Annotated in this window: 22 protein-coding genes and 1 pseudogene; 8 read left to right on the top strand and 15 right to left on the bottom strand. The window is 68.6% G+C overall.

Annotated elements, in window-relative coordinates; all coding sequences use genetic code 11:
* Window positions 1-375 (top strand): HNH endonuclease signature motif containing protein (locus tag A5727_RS27925; protein WP_231992186.1); only part of this gene is annotated, 375 nt, incomplete at its 5' end.
* Window positions 376-696: 321 nt separating this feature from the next.
* On the opposite strand, the gene A5727_RS22000 is transcribed toward A5727_RS27925, so the two are convergent.
* The 3 genes from A5727_RS22000 to A5727_RS22010 form a co-directional block, all read right to left on the bottom strand.
* Entirely contained in the window at window positions 697-1,059 is a 363-nt protein-coding gene (locus A5727_RS22000) for a heme-binding protein (RefSeq protein ID WP_068255075.1), read from the bottom strand.
* A gap of 89 nt (window positions 1,060-1,148) precedes the next feature.
* Window positions 1,149-2,210 (bottom strand): phosphotransferase, encoded by a 1,062-nt coding sequence (locus tag A5727_RS22005; protein WP_068255078.1) that lies wholly within the window; start codon window positions 2,208-2,210, stop codon window positions 1,149-1,151.
* 2 nt (window positions 2,211-2,212) lie between these two features.
* On the bottom strand, window positions 2,213-3,295 hold the full coding sequence (locus tag A5727_RS22010) for an FHA domain-containing protein (protein ID WP_082949959.1): 1,083 nt from the start codon (window positions 3,293-3,295) through the stop codon (window positions 2,213-2,215).
* 166 nt (window positions 3,296-3,461) lie between these two features.
* Here A5727_RS22010 and A5727_RS22015 point away from each other — a divergent pair, with 166 nt between their 5' ends.
* Together A5727_RS22015 and A5727_RS22020 are read left to right on the top strand one after the other, a co-directional pair.
* Window positions 3,462-4,349: an FAD binding domain-containing protein gene (locus tag A5727_RS22015; protein WP_068255081.1), complete on the top strand. Its 888-nt coding sequence runs from the start codon at window positions 3,462-3,464 to the stop codon at window positions 4,347-4,349.
* Complete coding sequence (locus A5727_RS22020; RefSeq protein WP_068255083.1) at window positions 4,342-4,830, top strand: (2Fe-2S)-binding protein; 489 nt, start codon at window positions 4,342-4,344, stop codon at window positions 4,828-4,830. Before A5727_RS22015 ends, A5727_RS22020 begins: the two co-directional genes overlap by 8 nt.
* Before the next feature lie 51 nt (window positions 4,831-4,881).
* On the opposite strand, the gene A5727_RS22025 is transcribed toward A5727_RS22020, so the two are convergent.
* Complete coding sequence (locus A5727_RS22025) at window positions 4,882-5,565, bottom strand: SRPBCC family protein (protein WP_157521510.1); 684 nt, start codon at window positions 5,563-5,565, stop codon at window positions 4,882-4,884.
* A 2-nt stretch (window positions 5,566-5,567) separates the two neighbouring features.
* A complete protein-coding gene (locus A5727_RS22030) occupies window positions 5,568-7,934 on the bottom strand; it encodes a xanthine dehydrogenase family protein molybdopterin-binding subunit (RefSeq protein WP_068255085.1) in 2,367 nt (788 codons plus the stop codon).
* Between the two features lie 106 nt (window positions 7,935-8,040).
* Between A5727_RS22030 and A5727_RS22035 the strand changes: the two genes are divergently transcribed.
* A complete protein-coding gene (locus A5727_RS22035; protein ID WP_068255086.1) occupies window positions 8,041-8,496 on the top strand; it encodes an SRPBCC family protein in 456 nt (151 codons plus the stop codon).
* On the opposite strand, the gene A5727_RS22040 is transcribed toward A5727_RS22035, so the two are convergent.
* From A5727_RS22040 to A5727_RS22050, 3 genes are all read right to left on the bottom strand, one after another.
* Window positions 8,480-8,917 carry a nuclear transport factor 2 family protein gene (locus tag A5727_RS22040; protein WP_231992187.1) on the bottom strand — a complete coding sequence of 146 codons (438 nt, stop codon included), beginning with the start codon at window positions 8,915-8,917 and terminating at the stop codon, window positions 8,480-8,482. The two genes, A5727_RS22035 and A5727_RS22040, sit on opposite strands and share 17 nt — an antisense overlap.
* Complete coding sequence (locus tag A5727_RS22045) at window positions 8,914-10,398, bottom strand: aldehyde dehydrogenase family protein (RefSeq protein ID WP_068255089.1); 1,485 nt, start codon at window positions 10,396-10,398, stop codon at window positions 8,914-8,916. The genes A5727_RS22040 and A5727_RS22045 overlap by 4 nt, the downstream gene beginning before the upstream one ends.
* 85 nt (window positions 10,399-10,483) lie before the next feature.
* On the bottom strand, window positions 10,484-11,110 hold the full coding sequence (locus A5727_RS22050) for a TetR/AcrR family transcriptional regulator (RefSeq protein ID WP_068255092.1): 627 nt from the start codon (window positions 11,108-11,110) through the stop codon (window positions 10,484-10,486).
* A 109-nt stretch (window positions 11,111-11,219) separates the two neighbouring features.
* Here A5727_RS22050 and A5727_RS22055 point away from each other — a divergent pair, with 109 nt between their 5' ends.
* Window positions 11,220-12,140, top strand: a complete 921-nt coding sequence (locus A5727_RS22055; RefSeq protein WP_068255094.1) for a TIGR03619 family F420-dependent LLM class oxidoreductase — start codon at window positions 11,220-11,222, stop codon at window positions 12,138-12,140.
* A gap of 4 nt (window positions 12,141-12,144) precedes the next feature.
* Here the strand turns inward: A5727_RS22055 and A5727_RS22060 are convergent, their stop codons facing one another.
* Window positions 12,145-12,924, bottom strand: a complete 780-nt coding sequence (locus A5727_RS22060; protein ID WP_068255100.1) for an SDR family NAD(P)-dependent oxidoreductase — start codon at window positions 12,922-12,924, stop codon at window positions 12,145-12,147.
* 243 nt (window positions 12,925-13,167) lie between these two features.
* Between A5727_RS22060 and A5727_RS22065 the strand changes: the two genes are divergently transcribed.
* On the top strand, window positions 13,168-14,016 hold the full coding sequence (locus A5727_RS22065) for an aldo/keto reductase (protein WP_068255103.1): 849 nt from the start codon (window positions 13,168-13,170) through the stop codon (window positions 14,014-14,016).
* On the opposite strand, the gene A5727_RS22070 is transcribed toward A5727_RS22065, so the two are convergent.
* On the bottom strand, window positions 14,013-14,816 hold the full coding sequence (locus A5727_RS22070; protein WP_068255106.1) for a hypothetical protein: 804 nt from the start codon (window positions 14,814-14,816) through the stop codon (window positions 14,013-14,015). The genes A5727_RS22065 and A5727_RS22070 overlap by 4 nt on opposite strands.
* 61 nt (window positions 14,817-14,877) lie before the next feature.
* Here A5727_RS22070 and A5727_RS22075 point away from each other — a divergent pair, with 61 nt between their 5' ends.
* Window positions 14,878-15,756 (top strand): SDR family NAD(P)-dependent oxidoreductase, encoded by an 879-nt coding sequence (locus A5727_RS22075; protein ID WP_502687701.1) that lies wholly within the window; start codon window positions 14,878-14,880, stop codon window positions 15,754-15,756.
* On the opposite strand, the gene A5727_RS22080 is transcribed toward A5727_RS22075, so the two are convergent.
* The 3 genes from A5727_RS22080 to malQ all read right to left on the bottom strand — a co-directional run bounded on the left by A5727_RS22080 (window position 15,757) and on the right by malQ (window position 19,993).
* Window positions 15,757-16,176, bottom strand: coding sequence for a hypothetical protein (locus A5727_RS22080; protein ID WP_157521511.1), 420 nt, complete (start codon window positions 16,174-16,176; stop codon window positions 15,757-15,759).
* A gap of 127 nt (window positions 16,177-16,303) precedes the next feature.
* Complete coding sequence (locus A5727_RS22085; RefSeq protein ID WP_068255136.1) at window positions 16,304-17,758, bottom strand: serine/threonine-protein kinase; 1,455 nt, start codon at window positions 17,756-17,758, stop codon at window positions 16,304-16,306.
* A gap of 57 nt (window positions 17,759-17,815) precedes the next feature.
* A complete protein-coding gene (malQ, locus tag A5727_RS22090; RefSeq protein ID WP_068255109.1) occupies window positions 17,816-19,993 on the bottom strand; it encodes a 4-alpha-glucanotransferase in 2,178 nt (725 codons plus the stop codon).
* Between malQ and A5727_RS27145 the strand changes: the two are divergent.
* Window positions 19,992-21,203, top strand: a pseudogene (locus A5727_RS27145) (MFS transporter); the annotation flags it as partial. The gene malQ and the pseudogene A5727_RS27145 sit on opposite strands and share 2 nt — an antisense overlap.
* On the opposite strand, the gene A5727_RS22095 reads toward A5727_RS27145, so the two are convergent.
* Together A5727_RS22095 and A5727_RS22100 are read right to left on the bottom strand one after the other, a co-directional pair.
* Window positions 21,204-21,530, bottom strand: coding sequence for a DMT family transporter (locus tag A5727_RS22095; RefSeq protein ID WP_068255138.1), 327 nt, complete (start codon window positions 21,528-21,530; stop codon window positions 21,204-21,206).
* A gap of 2 nt (window positions 21,531-21,532) precedes the next feature.
* Window positions 21,533-21,883 carry a DMT family transporter gene (locus tag A5727_RS22100; RefSeq protein ID WP_068255112.1) on the bottom strand — a complete coding sequence of 117 codons (351 nt, stop codon included), beginning with the start codon at window positions 21,881-21,883 and terminating at the stop codon, window positions 21,533-21,535.
* Window positions 21,884-21,889 lie beyond the last annotated feature (6 nt).

The raw sequence follows: 21,889 nt of genomic DNA on the forward strand, positions 1-21,889 counted from the left end.
GGCCAAGCCCTGTATCTGGGGCGGGCCAAGCGGATCGCCACCCCCGCCCAACGCATCGTGCTGCACGCCCGCGACCGCGGGTGCACCGCACCCGGCTGCACCGCCTCGGCGTATCAGTCCCAGGTTCACCACGCCACCCTCGATTGGGGCGACGGCGGAGAAACCAACATCAACGAACTCGCCCTGGCGTGCGGGCCCGACAACCGCAAAGTCGGCCCCAACAAATGGAAAACCCGCATGCGCCGCGGGCGGTGTGAATGGATCCCACCACCGCACCTCGACAACGGCGGACCACGGGTGAACAACCACCACCACCCCGAAAACCTCCTGAACCCACACCAGGAGGACGACGAAGGCGGCCCCGACCCCGACTGAGGCGAGGTTGGTGCGTGCGCACCCGCCCGGCGGAACAGTCCGGCGGCTGAGAAACAGGGGGGATCGTTCGACGCGGTCCGGGAGGCGATGCAGTCGGCCAGGCGATGCAGTCCGGGAGGCGCGCGCAGTCCGGCAGCACGACGCTCAGCCGAGATCACCGGACGCGCAGCCGGCGAGGGTTGAACGCCGCAGAGAAGGCTGCGACCACAATCAAAAACTGGCACGCAGACACAGGGTCTGCGTGCCAGTCAGGTCAATGGTGTGACCTCAGCGCGCGAGTTCACGTCAGGTGAGACCGCACGTCAGATCAACGGCGTGACCTCAGGGTGCAAGCGGGAACTCATCGGCCGGGTTGCCGCAACGCGCCTTGGTGTCGACCATCGGCTTGCGGATGCCGGCGAGTTCGGCATGAACCTGCGGGTTGGCCGCGAAGTACTCCTTCTGCTTCGCGACGATCTCCTCGCGGTCCAGCCCCTCGAGGCTGGTGAAGAATTCGTTCACATCGGGATGGGTGAACAGGTAGGCCGAGGTCGACGCGGCGACACCGGAGGCGACGCCCGCGAGGTCAGCCGCGGAGCAGTTCGGCGGACGGTCGGCGCTGGCGGTGGGCGCTGCGGCGAGCATCACCGCAGCGGCGCCTGCACCGACGATTCCCGCAACGACGCGGCGGGCGATGGAAGCCATGGGTCACTCCTCTATTTCTGGTACGGAGGGCTGCTGAGCATTAAATCACCGCCATAGGCGGCGTGTCGGGGTTCGAGCAAACGAGAACCTTACAACTGTTGTGCCAGAGCCCAACCGCGATCGGCGATGTCACGATACCTGTTGCGGATGAGATCAGTGCCCGCCCGGGCGTCCGCGGCGTTTCCGTCCAGGCCGCGCCGCCAGACCCCGGCCACGATGGACGCGAGGCGGAACATCGAGAACACCACGAACACATCCAACGACTCGGGGATGTCCCGGCCGGCGTGCGCGCAGTACTGGGCGACGAACTCGCTCTGGCTCGGTATCCCGGTGCCGGTCAGGTCCTCACCCGCGACACCCTCCAAACCCGTTGGGCCCGCGTCGAAGTGATAGGTCAAGCAGGTGTAGGCGAGGTCGGCGAGGGGATGGCCGATCGTCGCGAGTTCCCAGTCGAGGACTGCGACCAGCTTCGGTTCGGTGGGATGAAGCAACACATTGCCCAACCGGAAGTCGCCGTGCGCGATGCACGCGGGCTCGGTGTCGGGCGGCAGATGGCGAGGCAGCCACTCGGCCAGCAGGTCCATGGCGGGCATGTCCTCACAGCGCGCGGCCTGCCACTGCCTGGTCCACAGGGCGACCTGGCGTTCCATGTACCCCTCGGGTCGGCCGAAGTCCTCGAGACCGGCGGCGCGCCAGTCCACCCGGTGCAATGCCGCGAGCACCCGGGCCAGATCGGCGTAGACCGCTGCCCGCTCGTCGGGCGTCCCCTCCCGCAGCACACGCTCGGGGTACACCCGACCAGGAACATGATCCATCACGAAAAACGCTGTGCCGACCACGGATTCGTCGGTGCACAGCAGCCGGGCCGGCGGCACGGGCACGTCGCTGTCGGCCAGCGCTGCGATCGCGCGGTACTCGCGCTCCACCGCGTGCGCGCGGGGAAGCAGCTTTCCGGGAGGCTTCTTGCGCAGCACATACTCGTGACCGGGCACCTGAAGGTGATAGGTCGGATTGCTCTGCCCGCCCTGGAATTGGCGAACCACCAGGGGCCCGTCGAAACCGGGCAGGCGCTCGCGCAGGTACGCCGACAACGCGGCCTCGTCGAGGCGATGTGCGGGAAGCACCGGAACGAGTTCAGCGACACCGCCCACGGTCAACTCGCCTCGAGTTCGGCCAGCAGTGCGAGAACCGCCGACTCCGCCTGCGGGGGCAGCGGTTGATCAGCCTCGGCGGCCTCGATCATGGTCGCGGGCAGGCCGGAGGCCAGTGCGGCGTCGTCGACGGTGAGGCTGGTGCGGTGCCTGGCAGCGAAAAGGCGTTGCCCAACAGTCGCATTCGGTGTCGCGGCGATCTTCAGCATCAGGTCGTCGTAGCGGCGCCGCACTCCACCCATGGCGATCACCAGTGCCGGTGCGCGGGGGGCATTGCGGGCCGCATCGGTGGCCACCGCAAGCAGGTTGCGCAGATCCCCCAGAATCGAGGTGGCCGCCGTATGGAACTCTGGGCTCGACGAACTGGGCAGAGCGGCCAGCGCGGTGTCGACGCTCTTGAGGGCCAAGTTGATGGTCTGTGCGATCAGTGGGGACGCCACCGACGTCGAGATCACCTGCGTCTTCTCCTCATCCGGCGAGGGTGCCCCCTGCCGAATGCCCGCGATCGCCCCCCGCGGCCACTGCAGCACCTCTTCGAGCTTGGTCCGGGTGCTCTCGTGCGGCCAACTGCGGCCCTTCTCGAAGGAGATCAGCGCGCCGGCGTTGATGATCTTGTCGCGGGCCAGTCCGCGCTGAGTCAGCTCCAGTTCCCGGCGGCGTGCCGCGACGGCGGCGCCGGCGCGCGCGATGTCCGGGTCGACCGCGACGGTCGACTCGTCATCGAGTCCGTCCTCCGCGTCCTCGTCCCAGCCGAACGACAGGTCGACGGCGAACCCCTCGGCATCACCCAGCTTGATCGTCATCCCGTCGGTGACCACCACCGACTCGTGGCGTTGGCCGTCGACGAACATGCCGTTGCGGCTGTTGTCGATGGCCACCCAGTTCGCGCCCTCGGGACGCAGGCGCATATGGGTGCGCGACATCCAGTTGAAGTCGAAATGGATGGATGCCGTCGGATCCCGTCCGATCGTCAGTTCGCCGTGCGACGGATCGGCGCGGCGCACCCGCCCTCCGCAGCGGATCGTCAGGTCTGGGGCGGTGACGGGAGCCGAGGGGTCGAGACCTCCGGTGGCCGCGGAATCCATCGTCAGGGTGTCCTCCTGCTACGTCATTGCTCCATATTCGCAGTTCGGAAGCAGCATACCGCAGTGTAAGTGTTGCACCGCTACATTTTGCCGACTTCGCCCCACTGCTCCCAGTGTGACGGGCGATACTCTAAACTGAGCGAGTGCACAGCATCTGGGATTTCTCGTGAAACCGGCGCCATTCGCATACCACCGTCCCCGTGATCTCGACGACGTCGTCGACCTGCTCGACGAGTTCGGCGACGACGGCAAGATCCTGGCCGGAGGCCAGAGTCTCACCGCCCTGCTCGCACTCCGGTTGACTCATTTCGACAATCTCATCGACATCTCGAGGTTGGCCGAGCTGCAGTACATCGAGCGTCGCGGCGACACCGTGTGGATCGGTGCGGGCACGACGCACGCCGAGGTCGGCGCCCACGACCTGGTGTGCACGGACGTGCCGCTGCTGACCAGGGTCGCGCCGCTGATCGGGCACTTCCAGATCCGCAACCGCGGCACGCTCGGCGGCGCGGTCGCGCACGCGGATCCGGCGGGGGAGTTCCCGACCGTCGCGCTGACGCTGGACGCCACCATCGAGGCGACGTCCTCGTCGGGACGCCGGACGATTCCGGCCACGGAGTTCTTCACGGGCCTGTGGGAGACGTCGCTGGCGCCCGGCGAAGTCCTCTCGGCGGTCGGCTTCCCGGTGTGGGGTGCTCGAAGCGGTTTCGGCGTCCACGAATTCGCGCGCCGGCACGGTGATTTCGCGATCGCGGGGGCCACGGTGGCCACCGAGGTCGATGACGACGAGCGCGTGCGCCGGTGCGCCATCGGACTGATGGGGCTCAGCTCCACGCCGCGGCGCGCGTTCGACGCCGAGCAGGCTGTCATCGGGCAGAAGCTCTCCGACATCTCGGCCGAGGAACTGGGCCAGTTGGCCATGCGCGGCCTCGACGACGTCCCGTCCGATCTTCAGGGATCGGCGGGCTACCGAACCCGAGTGGGTGCCGCGATGGTCTCGCGCGCCTGGACCGATGCCAGCACCGAAGCCGTGAGGGAGAGCGTCAATGCATGAACACATCGTCGAGATGACCGTCAACGGTCGTCCGGTCGAAGCGGTGGTCGAGCCCCGTATGACGTTGGCCGACTTCGTCCGTGAGCGCTGCGGTCTGACCGGCACGCACCTCGGCTGCGAGCACGGGTCGTGTGGTGCGTGCACGGTCCTGCTCGACGGCAAGGCCGTCCGCGGGTGTCTGGTCTTCGCCGTGCAGGCCGACGGCGCCGAAGTGTCCACGGTCGAGGGTGTCGCCTCCCCGGACGGTGAACTGTCGCCGGTGCAGGCCGCGATGCGGGAGTGTCACGGACTGCAGTGCGGTTTCTGCACGCCCGGGTTCGTCATGTCGATCACCGCACTGCTGCAGGACAATCCGAATCCCACCGACGAGGAGATCCGCGAAGGTCTCTCCGGGAACTTCTGCCGGTGCACCGGTTACCAGGGGATCGTCAACGCTGTGCACCGCGCTGCCGAGAGCATGTCGGAGAACCTCACGTCGTGAGAAAGAGTCAGGGCCCACAGGTGTCTGCGGGCCCTGACTTCATCATCGAGTTCAGTCCGGCTGCGACGGCAGCAGGATCACGTAGGGCTGCCGGCGGCGTCCGCCGAGAAGCAGGCCCAGCACCAGGCCCGCCGCAAGGCCGGCGGCCACCGGCAGGGCCCGCTTGGCCAGCGGGCCGGCGATCAACGAGAACGCATCGAGGGAGACAGCGGCGTCCGCATTGGTTGCGGGCGCCGTCGCCGCCGCGGAAGGGCCTGCCGCGGTGGGTGTCTGGACCGGGCGGGGCGCATCGCCGGCCAACAGGTCGGCCTCCAGTCGCGCGGCGAACTGATCGATCAGCTTGCCCGCGACATCGGCGAGGACACCGCGACCGAACTGCGCCGCCTTACCGGAGATGGTCAGGTCGGTGGTGATCACGCAGGTGGACGCATCGCCCTCGTCCTTGAGTTCGAGTGTCACCAACGCCGAGGCGTTGCCCTGGCCGCGAGTCTCCTTGGCGCTGCCCTTGATCACGGCGCGGTGGGCCGCAGCGTCCTTGTCCTTGAACGCACCCTTGCCCTGGTACTCGACGGTGATGGGGCCGACCTTGACCTTCACGGCGCCGGTGAAGTCGTCGCCATCGACGGACAGCAGCCGCGCCCCCGGGATGCACGGGGCGACGCGTTCGACGTCGGTCAGCACCTCCCAGGCCCGGTCGACCGGCACCGGAACGCGAAACTCGTTGACCAGCTCCACTCTTACTGTCCTCTGTTCTGATTGTTCTGGGCGGCTTCGATCGCCGCGACGATCGAGGCCGGGGTGGCGGGCAGGGAGGTGATCGTGACACCCAGCGGTGCCAGCGCATCGTTGATGGCGTTGATGACCGCAGGTGGCGACCCGATCGCACCACCCTCACCGCAGCCCTTATAGCCGCCGACGCCGGGGCCGGGGATCTCGACGTGGCCGTGCTCGATCGTCGGCACCTCGGTGGCGGTCGGCAGCAGATAGTCGACGAACGTCGACGACAGCGGGTTGCCGGCGTCGTCGTAGGCCTGATGCTCCAGCAGCGCACCGCCGATGCCCTGCACGGTGCCGCCGGCGATCTGCCCCTCGACGATGTTCGGGTTGATCATCGGGCCGACGTCCTCGCTGACGATGTAGCGGGTCAGCGTCACCTGGCCGGTGACGACGTCGACCTCACACGTGCAGGCGTGAGTGGCGTTGGCCCAGTGGATCATTGCCGTCGGCGGGGAGACGAACCGGGCGGTCGCCTCGAGAGTCACCGAGGTGCCGGGCGGTACCATCCCAGGCTCGTAGTGTGCGCGATACGCCAGATCGGCGAAGGTGACGCTCTTGCCGTCGTCACCGCGGACGACGGCCTTCGAGTTGGCCAGCTCGATCTCCGAGGGCTCGACAGACAGCATGGACGCGGCGAGGGCGACCAGGCGGTCACGCAGGATGGTGCCCGCCTCGTTGACGGCGCCGGCCGTCATCGGCCCGCTTCGGCTGCCCTGGGTGCCAGCGCCATACGGCGTCACCGCGGTGTCGCCCTGGATCGTCGAGACATCCTCGATGTCGGCACCGAGTGCGTCGGCGGTCAACTGCACGACGGTGGTCTCGATGCTGTTTCCGGTGGACCCGCCGTTGACGTAGACGTTGATCTTCCCGGTGGGCTCCATCCGGATGGTGCATCCCTCCGACCCCAGGTTGCCCGTGGCGGCGCCGGTCGGTTCGATGTACGCCGAGAAGCCGAGCCCGATGTAACGGCCCTGTTCCAAGGCCTCGCGCTGCTCCTTGCGGAAACCCTCGTGGTCAAGGATCTTCACGGCCTGTTCGAACGTGTCCGCGGGCGCCACATGGTCATACGGCATGCCGTTGGGGTTGAAGTACGGCATCTCGTCGCCGCGCAGGATGTTGCGCCGGCGCAGTTCGACGGGATCCAGGCCCATCTGCCGGGCACCGATGTCCAGCAGGATCTCGCGCGACAGCGTCTCGTACTGCCAGGGGCCGCGGTAGGCGACGAGACCCGCGGTGTTGGAGAACACCGTCTGATAGTTGAAGCTGCACTTCGGAACTCGGTATGGGCCCGGGAAGAACATCCCGATCGCCGCGGTCGTCAGCACCGGGTACGGCGTCGGGTAGGCGCCGATGTCCTGCACGAAGTCGATGTCGGCCGCCAGGATGTTGCCCTCGTCGTCGAACGCCATCCGGACGTCGCCGTCGACGTGCCGGGCCTGCCCGGCCGTCATGAGGTTCTCGCGGCGGTCCTCGATCCACTTCAACGCACCGGGGACCTTGCGCGCCGCGAGCAGGATGCACATGTCCTCACGCATCGGGACGACCTTCTGGCCGAAGCCGCCGCCGGTGTCGCGCATGATGACGCGCACCTTCTGTGCCGACAGGCCCAGCAGGCGCGCCGCGAACGCCCGCAGCTCGTGGGGGGTCTGGGTGGACGCCCACACCGTGAGTTCGCCTGGTGCGGCCTGCCATTCGACGACGATGCCGCGCGTCTCGATCGGCACGGGCACATAGCTCTGCTGGTGGATGTGGGCCTTGGCGACATGAGCGGCTCCGGAGAACGTCTCCTCGTCGGGCGGTGCGCCGCCCATTCCGCCGGCCCGGTTGTTCGCGTATTCGGCGTGCACCAGCACATCGGAGGTCTGTGCCTTGGTGAAGTCGGCGATCGCGGGCAGGGGTTCGTAGTCGACGTCGACCAGTTCGATGGCGTCCTCAGCCAGGTAGCGGTTCTCCGCGATCACCAGCGCGACTGGGTCGCCGACGAACTTGACCTCGCCCTCGGCCAATGGGGGACGCGGGGTGTCGGGAACGTCCTTGCCCGCCACCGCGTGCCAGGCCTCGCGGACGTCGGGGTTGAGGTCTGCGGCGGTGAAGACCGCGAGGACACCCGGGACCGCGAGTGCCGCCGAGGTGTCGATGGAGTTCACCTTCGCCCTCGCGTACGGACTGCGCACGAAGCACGCGTGCAGCATGCCCGGACGGACCACGTCGTCGACGAAAGTGCCGTTGCCGGTCAGCAGTCGGGTGTCCTCCACCCGTGCCACGCGGGTGCCCGCGTACCTGCTGGGCGGCGGTGCGGTCGCAGTGTCGAGCGCGGTGTCAGCCATGGGCGATGTCCTCATCTCTCCGGGCGGAGGGCCGTGCTGCTAAGCAGTCGCTCAGCAGCCTACTAGGTGGCTTCGGGTGAGTACAGAACGCGCTACGTTCGGATTTGTGAGCCGGTGGATCGGACAGGCGGAGTGCACGGTCGACGCCGTCGTGCCCGCCCCGCCCGCCGACGTTCGCGCCTTCTACGTCGACCTGGAGCGCCTCGTTCGGGTCCACCCGCTGGTGGTGGCAGTGACGACGGTGGCCCGAGAGGGGGAGCGTCGCGAGTATCGCGTGGTGGACCGCATTCCGTTGGGGCCGGTGACACTGCGCACCCGGTACGCGGTGACGATGACCGTGCCCGACGGGGCCGGCGAGGTGGTCGCGGACTCGAGGCAGTTCCCGCGGGTCCGCCTGAACACCACGGTGTCGTTCGCCGCACGAGGAGATCAGACGGTGCTGACCGAGCACATGCGGATCACCGCACCGCGCCCGCTGCTCGCGGTGACGGTCCGCCAGGCCGTCGCCGCGCACACGACGATGCTGGAGCGCATCGCCGCACATTTCAGCTCGGGCCGTTGACGAACCAGACGTTCTCCTCGCGCAGGCTGCGACTGCGCCACCCGTCCGGTGTCCTGACCACGTCGTGGTGGTAGTACCCGCCGCAGTAGGACAGGTCGGTCGCACCGGGCAGTTGCATGGGGTTGTAGAACATCGCCCGCACCGTCGCGGAGTCACCGCGGTGCTCGAGGATCTCGACATTGGTGATGTAGTGCATCGACATCGGGATCAGCGCCCCGAAGTTCTGCTCCATCCAGGCCGTGACCTCGTCGCGCGGACCCGCCGCCGCGCCTGCGGAGCTGTAGTCGATGCGGGCGTCCTCGGTGAACACCGAGCGGTACAGCTCCCAGTCCTTGGTGTCGACGGCGCGGGCGTAACGGTGCAGAAGCGCCGCGATCGCCAGCTGGTCCTCGACCGACATTTCGTTGTCCGCCAGGGTCATTCCGGCATACCGATCGTCTTGATGGCCAGGTACTCCTTGTACCCCTCGATGCCGTTGCGGTAGCCCAGGCCGCTCTGCTTGGTGCCGCCGAACGGGCTGTCGATGCCGAAGTGGCTCTTGCCGTTGATCGTCACGTTGCCGGTGCGCATCCTGGTGGCCACGCTGAACGCCCGATCGACGTCGGCGCCGCTGACTTCGCCGGACAGGCCGTAGATCGAGTTGTTGGCGATGGCCACGGCGTGGTCGTCGTCGTCGTAGGGGGTGACGGTCAGGACCGGGCCGAAGATCTCCTCCTGGGCGATCTGCGAGTCCGGGTCGACGTCGGCCAGCAGCGTGGGCTGGGTGAAGTAGCCGACCGGCAGGTTCTCCGGGATCCCGCCGCCGGTGACCAGACGCGCGCCGGAGTCGACACCGCTGCGGATCAGGCCGAGCACCTTCTGCCGCTGTGTCTCGCTGATCTGCGGGCCCTGCATGATCCCCGGCGTCCAGGGATCGCCGACCGGGAAGTTCTCCATGCTGGCCTTGAGAATCTCGATGCCCTCCTCATAGCGGCTGCGGGGCAACAGGATCCGGCTGGGCAGAATGCAGCTCTGTCCGGACATCACGCAGGCCATCATCGCGGCCAGCGGCAGGGAAGCCGAGAAGTCGGCATCGTCGAGCACGATGTGCGCCGATTTGCCGCCCAGTTCCAGCAGGGTCTTCTTGACGGTCGAGGCCCCTGCGGCGAGGATCGCGCGCCCGGTCGCGGTGGATCCGGTGAAGGTGATCATGTCGACTCGCGGGTCGGCCGACAGGGCGGCGCCGACCTCGTTGGCGTTGGACGTGACGACATTGAAGACGCCCGCGGGGATGTCGGTCTCCTCGGCCACGATGCGTCCGTACTCGCTGCCCGACCACGGGGTCAGCTGCGCGGGCTTGAGCACCACGGTGTTGCCGGCGATCAGCGCGGGTACGGTCTCGGCGATGTTGAGGTAGAACGGCACATTCCACGGCGTGATGGCCCCGACGACGCCCACGGCCTCGTAATGCAGCTTGCGCCGCGCGGGGCCCAGTGGCGTGTCGTGGACGCCGTTGTCCACGAGGTACTCGAAGTTCCGGCCGTGGTCGGTCCAGTGCCTGACCTCTTCGATCGGGCTCTCGATCTGGCTGCCGGTGACGGTGACGGGGCAACCCACCTCGGTGATCAGGACGCGGCGCAGGTGTTCCTTGTTGCGTTCGAGGGCCTCGTGCAACTGAGTCAGGCAGTGCACCCGGAAGTCGAGGTCGCGCGACCACTCGGTCTCGTCGAACGCGCGGCGCGCGGCGCCGACGGCGCGGGCCATGTCGTCGACCGTGCCGTCGGCGGCCTGGCCGGCCACCTGCTCGCTCGCCGGATGGACGACGTCGAACGTCGCGCCGCCGGCGGTCTGGACCAGTTCGCCGTCGATGAGCATGCGCGGATCCCCGGCGAGCACTCCCTGCTCGGCCTGCACAGCAGTCACTTTTGTCCCTTCAGTCCGCACGGCAGTGCGAAAATGGTTGCGCCACAGGTTTTCTGTGTCGACAGTACTGAAAGGCTCTCTACAGTTATAGAGATTCGTGAAAATTTGCCGAACTTTCCCCGCCGACCCCTCGGACAATCCCGGAGATGAGTGCGTCGAGCTGCTCGGCGGTGCGGATCCTGCGGTCCCCTGAGGTGTAGGCCAGCATCACGCCGCCGATGAACATCTGGACCGTGTAGGTCTGCGCGTCGATCAGCGCCGCGTCGGTCTCGGCGCCCGCGGGCTGCAGTCCCACGACCGCATCCCGGATCAACGCCGTGAAGTCGTCGGTGTAGCGGCGCAGCGCCTTGGCCAGTTCGGGATCCCGCGTGCTCTGCAGGGCCAGTTCGTTGCGTGCCTTGGTTCTGGCCAGGCGCGCCCCGTTGACCGAGCGGAACACCAGGGTGGCCAGGCCGGACGGCTGCGCCGACGGATCGGTGCGCCGGGTCGCCGCCGTCAGGTCCTTGAGGTCCAGCTCGGCGATGCGCTCAGCGACCGCGCGCAACAGCGCCGAGCTGGTGCGGAAGTAGAACGAGGTGGTGCCGTCGGGCAGGCCCGCCTTGCGGTCCACCTTCAGGTGTGTCGCACTCTTGACGCCGTCATCGGCGAGCAGCTGGATCGCGGCATCGCACAGGGTTCGGCGGCGCTGTTCGGGGTTGGGACTTCGTCGCATCGTGAGGATGAACTCTAGCGACCAACATCGCCGATTGTGGGTACATCGAAGTGAATTGACTCTATTGTCGTAGAGTCCGCGCCCTGATCTGCGCCCGAAAGGTTCTGCAATGAAATTCGTCTTCGCGCTGCCCCATATGCTGCGCCTGCCGGCCATGATGCAGCCGTGGGAGGGCGAGGTGACCGGGGCGGACCAGACCCGGATGGCACGCCGCGCGGACGAGCTGGGCTACGACATGATCGCCGTACCGGAGCATTTCGTGATCCCCAGCGAGCACGTCGAACTGTCCGGCCCGCACTACCTGTCCTCGACGGTCGCACAGGCCTACCTGGCCGGTGCCACCGAGCGGATCCGGCTCAACTCCTGCATCACGGTGCTGCCGCTGCAGAACCCGATCGTGTTGGCCAAGGCGCTGGCCACCGCGGATTGGATGAGCAGTGGGCGGATGATGGTCACCTTCGGGGTGGGATGGCTCGAGCGCGAATTCGAGCTCCTCGGAGTGCCGTTCAAGGAACGCGGCCGCATCGCCGACGAATACCTGGCCGCCATCGTCGAACTCTGGACCAGTGAACAGCCCACGTTCGAAGGGCGCTACGTGTCGTTCAAGGACGTCGCGTTCGAGCCCAAGCCCGTGCAGCGTCCGCACCTGCCCATCTGGATCGGGGGAGATGCCGACGCCGCGATGCGGCGGGCCGCGAAGTTCGCCTCCGGATGGTGGTCGTTTTTGACCCCGCCCGAGAGGATCGCCGAGCGCATCGACTTCATCAAATCGCAGCCGGAGTACGACGGTCGCCCGTTCGAGGTGGTGCACGGGATGGGCACCAACCGTGTCGGCGAGGGGCATGTCGCCCAGGACGACCCGAACGGCCGCCCCGGGATGAGCGCGGCCGAGATCGTCGACCGCCTCTGCTGGCTCTCCGAACAGGGGGTGACGGTCAGTTCGGTGCCGATCCCCGCGGTCCGCGACACCGAGGAGTACCTCGACTACGCGCAGTGGGTGATCGAGGAGATCAAACCGCAGGTGCCGTGAGCGGTCACAGTGTCATGGAGTAGCCACCGTTGACGCAGATGGTCTGGCCGGTGATCCACGAGCCGTGGTCACTGGCCAACACCAGCGCCAGGTGGGTCAGGTCGTCGGGCGAGCCGGGCCGTCGGATCGCATAGCCGGCCAGGATCGCCTTGGCCTGCGGAGAGGCGCCGCCGTCGGCCCACAGCGGTTCGGTCATCGGCGTCCGCATGGTGCCCAGGGAGATGTTGTTCGCCGTGACGCCGAAGCGGCCGTTCTCCAGGGCCAGTGATCGGGTCAGGCCCGCGGCACCGGCCTTCGCCGCACCGTAGACGGCCCCGCCGGGATCGCCCGTGCGCCCGGCGTCCGACACGATCGTCAGGATGCGGCCCCATCCGCCGGCCACCATCGCCGGCAGGACGGCCCTGGTGCAGTGCAGCACGCCGTAGAGGTTGACCCGCAGGAACGCCTCCCAGTCAGCAGGCTCGGTGTCGGCGAACCGATTTCGCGTCCCGAACCCGTCGGTGCCGGCGTTGCCCGCATTGTTGACCAGGATGTCGACGGAACCGGCCTGGTCGACAGCGGAGGTCACGGACTCGTAGTCGGTGACGTCGAAGGGCACTGCCAGCGCGGTGCCGCCCGCGTCGCGGATCTCCTCGACGACCTCCTCGGCGCGTTCGGTCCGCAGGTCGTTGACCAGGACGTCGGCGCCCGCGGCGCCGAACGCGTGGGCCAGACCCCGGCCCACACCCTGGCCGCTTCCGGTGATCAGAACGCGTCGACCGTGCAGTGTGATCGCAGTGCTCACGTGGCTCCATCCTGGGATACATGGCGGTTCACGCGGCAGACAGAACACCGGCCGCTCTATGATCATAGAGCGGCCGGGCCGGTGACGGGGCCGGTTGCGCCTCTGGCGCGAGTGGTCGCTCGAAGCGACGATTCTGTGTTGGGGGCCGGGGCAGACCGACACCGTCGCGCCTTTCAACGCACCGCGCGGCCCCCTGTATTCCAGGCGTAGCGTCGTAGCCGATCCCGACGAACTGGAGACCAGATGAGCACGATTCCCGACATCACCCTCAACGACGGCAGCACCATCCCGGCACTGGGATTCGGCGTCTACCAGATTCCGCCGGAGGACACCGCCGCCGCGGTCCGGCAGGCGCTCGAGATCGGCTACCGCCACATCGACACCGCCGAGATGTACGGCAACGAGGAGGGCGTCGGGCAGGGCGTGCGGGATGCCGGCCTGGACCGCAAGGACGTCTACATCACGAGCAAGCTGCACAATGGCGCTCACCGTCCCGACGATGCCCGCCGCTCGTTCGACGCCACCCTCGCGGCGCTGGGGTCCGAGTACGTCGACCTGTTCCTCATCCACTGGCCGCTGCCGACTCGTTACGACGGCGATTTCATCTCCACCTGGAATGTGCTGGAGGAGTTCGCCGAAAGCGGCCGCGCCCGAAGCATCGGCGTCTCCAACTTCACCCCTGGCCACCTCGACAGACTGGCCGCGGGGTCGAACACCGTGCCCGCCGTGAACCAGATCGAAGTGCACCCGTACTTCGCCAACAACGACGTGCGGGCGTACGGACTCGAACACGGCATCGCCACCGAGGCGTGGTCGCCGATCGCGCAGGGCCGAGTCCTCGGTGACCCGGTGATCACCGACATCGCCGAGGCGCTCGGCCGGACACCGGCACAGGTGGTGCTGCGCTGGCACCTCCAGCGCGGCGACATCGTGTTCCCGAAATCCACGTCCCCGGAACGGATGAAGGAGAACGCCGCACTGTTCGACTTCACTCTCGACGGTCAGACCATGGCCGACATCAGCGGCCTGGACCGCGGGGTGGCCGGCCGGCTCGGTCCGGACCCCGAGACCTTCGACTGGATCCCCGACTAGATCCAACGGGTCAGGGTCAGCACCCGCGCCGTGCGCAGCTGGTGCAACAGCACCTCGACCCGGCGGCGGGAGAACTCCAGGCGCCACTCCGGCACCGTGCCGCTCAGGCGCAGCAGGTTCGGCTCGAAGTGCACGTGTGTCAACTGCAGGCCGTGCGGGAGGTCGGGCAGGTGGAACCGGCGGGTCCGCAGGCGCAGCGGTATCCGTCTGTGGTGTCGGCCGACGACCAGGGTGTGCGGCCTGACCACCACCGCGGGCGGTCCGGACCCCGGCAGGTCGGCGTCCACGACCACAAAGCCCCAGCCCGGCCAGCGCGCCAGGTGTACGCGGGCCACGCCGTCGTCGCCGACGTCACCGACGAACCATCGCGAGACCTGACGGAACCACACATCCAGCGTCGAGGCCGGGATGTCGAGGGTCAGGTGCACCGGCGCCGCGACCAGCGTCGGCGGTGTCCCGGGCAGAATCCGCACATTGTGCAGGCGCGCGGTACCGCGCGTGAAACGGTAAGAGTCCCAGGTGATGTCGGCGGCGTGCAACCGGACGTCATCGAGCCGCCCGCGGGCCATCGCCAGGACGTCGAGTCGGGACTCGAACGCCGTCACCGTCATGGCGAGGTCGCCGTGGTCGAGTCGGGCCCTGATCCGCCGGCCCAGCATGAACCGGCGCGCGGTCAAGAACAGCGATCGGTATGCCGCGCCGGTTCCAGCGGACAGCGGGGGCACAGCCGCGGCCGACGCCCACAGGGTGTTGACCACATTGCGACGCGTACTCGGTTCGGATCCCCGGTTGGCACTCATGGCAGGATTCCCACTCTAGGCAGCTGTCCAGCGTCGGGCAGCGCGCTCGGAAGGACGGGAAGTGGCAGTGCGCGAACCCAATCTGGCCGGAAAGTCAGCCGTCGTCGTGGGCGGCACCCGGGGAATCGGTCGGGCCGTCAGCGAACTTCTGGCGGAACTGGGCGCCAACGTCGTCGTCAACGGACGAAGCTCCGACGCGGTGTCGCAGACCGTGTCGGCGATCAACGAGGCGGGTCGCACCGGAGTCGGCTTCACCGGATCACCCACCGACGACACGACAGCGGCCGCCCTGATCGCCACGTGCACCGAGACGTTCGGCGGCATCGACATCCTGATCAACTGCGCCGGCATCCCGGAACCGCCGCGATCGTCGATCCTGACGATCAGCAGCGCAGAATTCCGCGAACTGATCGATGTGCACCTCGGCACGGCGTTCCACACCTGCCGAGCCGCCGCGCCGCTGATGGTGGCGCAGGGATCGGGGGCGATCGTCAACACCAGCTCGTTCGCGTTCCTCGGCGACTATGGCGGCACCGGCTACCCAGCGGGCAAGGGTGCGGTCAACGGCCTGACCGTGTCGATCGCCGCCGAACTCGCCGAGCACGGAGTCCGGGCGAACGTCGTGTGCCCGGGCGCCAAGACGCGGCTGTCCACCGGCGCCGACTACGAGGAGCAGATCGCCGACCTGAATCGGCGAGGCCTGCTGGACGACGCATCGGCGCACGGTGCACTCGATGCGGCGCCGCCGGAGTACGTCGCACCGCTGTACGCGTATCTGGCCAGCGATCTCGCCTCCGAGGTGACCGGCCAGATCCTGATCGGCGCCGGCGGGTTCGTCGGGCGGTTCGCCAAGCCGACCCCGGCGCTGCTCGGGTACCGCGACCACCACACGTCCGCGCCGTGGTCGCTGCCCGAACTGCACACGATGGTCAGCGGATAGTCAGCCGACCGGACGCGGCGTCACCGTCACGGTGCCGGCACCCGGCGTCGGCCGACCCGGATCGGCCGGGGCCTGCTGACCCGCGGTGCTGCCCGGCACCGAACCGCCGGGCGGAACCAGCGAGTGCGTGTTGGGGGCCTGCGGCTGGTCCTGGCCGGGCTGCAGGTTGCAGTCCAGACGCAGGCGGACGTTGCGGCCCGCGGGCTGCTGCTCGAGAACCAGGCACTGCGACTGCGGAAGGTCATTGCCGATCGAACCGCCGAAGACGGCCTTGTAACCCTGGCTCTTCAGAATCGCCACGGCGCGGCCGTACATCTCCCCGGTCACATCCGGCGGGGCCGCGGTGGCCTGCGAAGCGCCGATCACCGCCATGGATACGGCAGCTCCCGCGCCTGACAGGAACAGAGCAAGCTTCTTCACGCACGACCTCCAATGGTTCTGCGGAGTGAAGATATCGCAGTTGGGACACCTGTGAAACTTATGGTTGATCGGCGCAGCGGCCCCGAACGTTTCATCCGCGGTTCGCGGGCCGTCGCCGCACCTGCCGTCACTGGGTGTTTCCGCGCAGGATCTCCTCGGCGCAGCGCAGTCTGCTGTGGCCCGTCTGGTCCATGCAGATGCGCACCGGCGACTCGGTCTCGTACGGCGGGGCGGTGGTCGGGGAGGTGGTGACCACCGGATTGGGGATGACACCTGGCGACAGCGACCACAGGTACCGGTCGGTGTACTGCAGGTTCGAACAGTAGGCCGTGGCGCCCGCGGCCGTGCTGCCCGTCGCACCGGGCTGATCACACGTGCCGCCGACGACGACGGTCGCCTCGGCCGGGACCGCGGTCGTGGCGATCTCAGTCTCGGTTTCGACGACCACGTCGGTGGTGTCGGTCACGGTCTCGGTGGCCGGGGCGGGGGCTGCGGTCGCCGCGGTGGGCGGGGTGGTCCGAGCGGTGGTGGTGGACCCGGACGTGGTCGCCCGGTCACCCTCGAACTCGCCCACAGCGAACGCCACGGCGGCCACCAGCAGCACCGCCAGCACAGCGGGAAGCAACACCACCGGACGCAGCCAGGGCGGTTTGGGGGCCGCCGCGGCCCGATGCGAATGCGCACTGTGCATCGCCGGGGCCAGCTGCGTCGGTTCGACGTATCCGGCCGACTCCGCGATGTGCCCACCGGCCTGGGGATGGCCCAGGGCCCGGGCGAAGTCGATGCACCGGGCGTAGCGGTCCGCCGGATTCTTCGACATCGCCTTGGTCAGTGCGGGATCCAGCGCTGCCAGCTCGGGACGGTGTCCGCCCAGCCGGGGTGGGGCCGCGGTCAGGTGCTGGCTGATCACCACCGCGGGATTCGAGTGCGCGAACGGCGGTGACCCGGTCAGCAGGTGGAATGCCGTCGCGGCCAGGGCGTACTGGTCCGCACGGCCGTCGAGGTCGGTGCCCATGAGCTGCTCGGGCGCCGCGTAGGACACCGTGCCGACCGTCATGTTGGTGGCGGTCAGGCTGTTGGTGTCATCGTCGCGGCGCGCGATGCCGAAGTCCGCCAAAAGGATTCGCTCATCCGGTGTCCCCGGGTCGGCGATCAGGATGTTGGCGGGCTTGACGTCGCGGTGCAGCAGATGCCGGGCGTGGGCATAGTCGAGCGCCTCGGCGACCGCGGTGACGATCGGCACCACGGCGGCCAACGGCAGGCCCGACGGGTTGCGGGCGAGGAGTTCGGCGGCGTCGATGCCGTCGACGTAGTCCATGGAGATCCACAGCTTGCCCTCGTACTCGCCGCGGTCATGCACCCCCACGATGTGCGGATGCCACAGACCGGCGACCACATCGGCCTCGCGGTCGAACCTGCCGCGGTACTCGGCGTCCTCGGTGCACGTCTCGGTCAGCACCTTGAGGGCGTCCTGGCGGTTCAGCCGGGGATGGCGCGCCAGATACACCTCACCCATGCCTCCGGCGCCCAGGAGACGAATGATGGTGTAGCCCGCGAACGTGGCACCGTCGGCCAACGGCATGAGGCGCATATTACAAGCGCCAGCGACATCCGCCCGGTGAACGGGCGCAGTGCCCGCTCACGCCCCGGTGATCTCGCGCAGACCCTCGCACAACGCCGCGACACGCGCGTCGGTGAAGACGTCCTCCAACAGGACCGGTCGGCCAGCCGAATCGGACAAGGGCACACGCCAGTTCGGATACTCGTCGGTGGTCCCCGGTTGATTCTGGGTGCGGGGATCGCCCAGTGCATCCGGCAGTGCCAGCGCCAACAGTCGCGACGGTGTCCGGCCGAGGTATCGGTAGAGGGCGGCGATGACCGCCTCGCTGTCCGAATTCCGTTGTCCGACATCGTCCGAATTGTCGCTCGCGACAGTATTGGACGTGGCGTCGCCGAGCAGTCCCACCCGTCGCAGTTCGGCCAGCCAGGCCTGCTGTGCGCGCCGGTCGTCGGCCATCTCCTCGTCGGCCGAGCGGGTCAACAGATTCAGGGAATCCCGCAGGCGGACGTGCTCACCGGCCAGATAACCCGCCGTGGGCGGCAGGTCGTGGGTGGTGACCGAGGACAGGCAGTATTCGCGCCAATGCTCGGCGGCCAGTGGGCCGCCGTGGTGCTCGTCCTGCTCGAACCACAGGATCGACGTGCCGAGAATGCCGCGGCCACGCAGATAGTCGCGCACCCAGGGTTCGACGACCCCGAGGTCCTCACCGACCACCACGGCGTCCGCACGCTGTGCCTCCAGGGCGACGATGCCGATCATCGCCTCGTGGTTGTAGCGCACGTAGGTGCCGGCATCGGGTCGAGCGCCCTGGGGAATCCACCACAACCGGAACAGGCCGATGATGTGGTCGATCCGGACTCCGCCGGCATGGCGCAGCACGTGCGCGATGAGTTCGCGGAACGGGCGGTACTCCTGCTCCTCGAGTTGATCGGGCCGCCACGGAGGTTGGGACCAGTTCTGCCCCAATTGGTTGAACTCGTCCGGCGGCGCTCCGGCGGTGACCCCCAGCGCCAGCACGTCCTGCATGGCCCATGCGTCGGCGCCGTTGGGGTGCACGCCGACCGCGAGGTCGTGCATCACTCCCAGCACCATGCCGGCCTGCGCCGCGGCGGCCTGTGTCGTCATCAGCTGTTCGTCCAGCTGCCACTGCATCCAGCGATGGAAATCAACTGCGGTACTGTGCCTTTCGGCGAACTCGCGCACCGCGGGCGACGCCGGGTGCTGCAGTGCCTTCGGCCAGTCATGCCAGTCGGCACCGTAGGTCTCCGCCAGCGTGCACCAGGTCGCGAAGTCATCGAGGGCTGCGCCTCGGCGGTCCCGGAACGCCGCGTAGGCCAACTCGCGCCCAGCCGATCGCGGCACGCGAAACACCAGCTTGAGCGCCTTGCGTTTGGCGGCCCAGGCGGCGTCGCGGTCGATGGCGTCGAGGTCACGTGTGCGGGCGCGCAGGTCGGCGCGCAGCCGGCGTACGCGGCGGCGCTTGGGAAGGTCGCCGTACTCTGCGATCGCCTCCACGCGCAGGTAGATCGGGTTGACGAAACGGCGCGAGGTGGGCAGGTACGGCGAGGGCTCCATGGGTCGTGTCGGGGCGGCCGCGTGCAGGGGATTGACCAGGACGTAGCCGGCGCCGTGCCGGGACGCCGACCACACCGCCAGATCGGTCAGGTCGGTCAGGTCACCCACGCCCCAGGACCGCTCCGAACGCACGCTGTACAGCTGGGTGGCCAGCCCCCAGGCGCGGCCATGACCCATTCGGGCCGGCAGGCCCAGCCACGCCGGCGTGATGATCAACCCCGCGCTCGCCTCGGTGTCGCCGCTGCTCAGGTGGACACGGTGGTATCCGGGCGGAAGGTCGCCGGGCACCGCGAACGTCGCTTCGCCGACCAGTCGGCCATCGAGATCATAAGGGGGAGTGAGATTCTCGAGCTGACGCAGGCCGGACCGAACGGTGCCGTCCTCGAGTCTGATCCACAGGTGCGCCGGATCGCCGTGCGTGACGTGCACCCAGAACGCGGTCTCCGCACCAGCGGTGCCCACGATGGTCGGTGGCAGCGACCTGGACCAACGCGTGCGGTCGGCGGCCGTGAGGGCCTCGTCGCAGTCGGCCGCCGTCGACGCGGGAACGCCGAGCGCGGACAGCACCGCGATCAGCGTCTCGGCGGCAACGGGGACCCGGCGGCCGGTCCAATCGTCGTACTCGGTGGCGACCCCGTGACGTGATGCGAGGTCGAGCAGGGCACTCTCGGGTGCGGTCATGCCTCAATCTTGCTGGGTCGGCGCGACCACGTCGCGCGAGACGGAGATCCGGCACGATCGTGGGGTGGGGAAGCAGCGGATTCGCCGGGAGCGGACGGCGGTCGCTGCGCTCTTCTTCACCAACGGCGCGCTGTTTGCGAATCTCGCGCCCCGATTCCCGGAGATCAAGGCTGACCTGGAGCTGTCGAATACGGCATTCGGGTTGTCGGTCGCGGCGTTCTCGGCGGGCGCCCTGCTGTCCGGGCTGACCGCGGCCGCGCTGATCCGCCGGTTCGGGCCGGCGAACGTCGCCGTGTGCGCCAGCCTCCTTCTGGGTGCGCTGGCGGTGGCCGCGGGTGCGGCGCCGACGCCCGTGCTGTTCGCGGCCGCGATGTTCGTCGCCGGATCGGCCGACGCCGTCACCGATGTGGGGCAGAACGCCACGGGCCTGTCGGTGCAACGGGAGTACGGACGGTCGATCATCAACTCGCTGCACGCCACGTGGTCGGTCGGTGCGATCGCCGGCGGCGCGGCGGCGGCCGCGGCGATCGCGCTCGACGTGCCGCGGGTCTGGCAGTTGTCCACGGTGGCGGTGCTGTGTGCCCTGGTCTGCCTGCTGGGTCTCCGCGCGCTGAGTGAGGTGTCCGTCGTCACCGATCCGCCCGCGAGGTCCCAGGCTCGCGCCACGCCGGGCGCCGCGCCTGCGCTGGCGCTGGCCGCCCTCGCGGCCCTGGCCATCGCGGGAGCGTTCGTCGAAGATGCGGGCAGTTCCTGGGCGACGCTGTACCTGGGGGAGCTGGGTGCGCCGCCCGCGCTGGCGGCGAGCGGTTTCATCGCCCTGGTCTCCTTCCAGTTCATCGGCAGGTTGATCGGCGACCGTCTGGTGGACCGATTCTCCGAGCGGACCGTGGTGCGGGGCGGCGGGATCCTGATCGCCGTGGGAATGGGGACCGCCCTCGCCTGCCCGACGGTCCCGATGACGGTCGTCGGGTTCGCGCTGGCCGGACTCGGCGTCGCCAGCGCGGTGCCCGCGGCGTTTCACGGTGCCGATCGGGTCGCTGGGCTTCGTCCCGGCACAGGCCTGACGATCGTCAGTTGGCTGATGCGTGGCGGGTTCCTGCTCTCGCCGGTGCTGGTGGGTGCGCTCGCTGACGCTGCGAGCCTGCGGATCAGCCTGCTGTCGGTGGTGGTGGCCGGCGCGGCGATCGCCGTGCTGGCCACGGCGCTGCACTCAGGCGTGCACGGAGCCGAACAGCTGAATGATCAGCACGCCGGCGATGATCAGCCCGATGCCCGCGACCATCATCGGCGTGAGCCGTTCGGCGAACAGGAACCGCGCGATCATCGCGACCAGCGCGACACCGCAGGCTGACCACACCCCGTAGGCGATGCCGACCGGCATGCCCAGGGACAACGACCACGACAACATCACAAAGGAGGCGATGTAGCCCAGGATCACCGGGGCGATCCAGGCTCGGCGCCGCAGGCCCTCGGAGGCCCGCAGCGACAGCGTCGCCGCGACCTCGATGGCGATCGCCGCGGCAAGCGCAAGCCACATCATCACGTCTCTCCCGCCGCTGGCGGTTCGACGGCTCTGTGGGAGCCGAACTCGACCATCAGCACCCCCGCGATGATCAGGACGATCCCGACGATGATCGGTGTGGTGAACGGATCGCGGAAGATCAGCGACGCCAGCACCGCGGTCAGCGCGGTGCCGCAGGCTCCCCAGATTCCATAGGCCACCCCGACGGGCATGCCCGCGCGCAGGACCAGGGCCAGGAAGACGAACGACAGGACATACCCCGGGACGACCGCGGCCAGGAACAGCGAGTTGTCCTGGAATGCGCGCAACGACAGCGTGCCGGTCACCTCGGTCAGGATGGCTGCGGCCAGCAGCGCCCACGTGCGCACCGCGCC

Source organism: Mycobacterium sp. ACS4331, from assembly GCF_001667265.1.
GTDB lineage: Bacteria > Actinomycetota > Actinomycetes > Mycobacteriales > Mycobacteriaceae > Mycobacterium.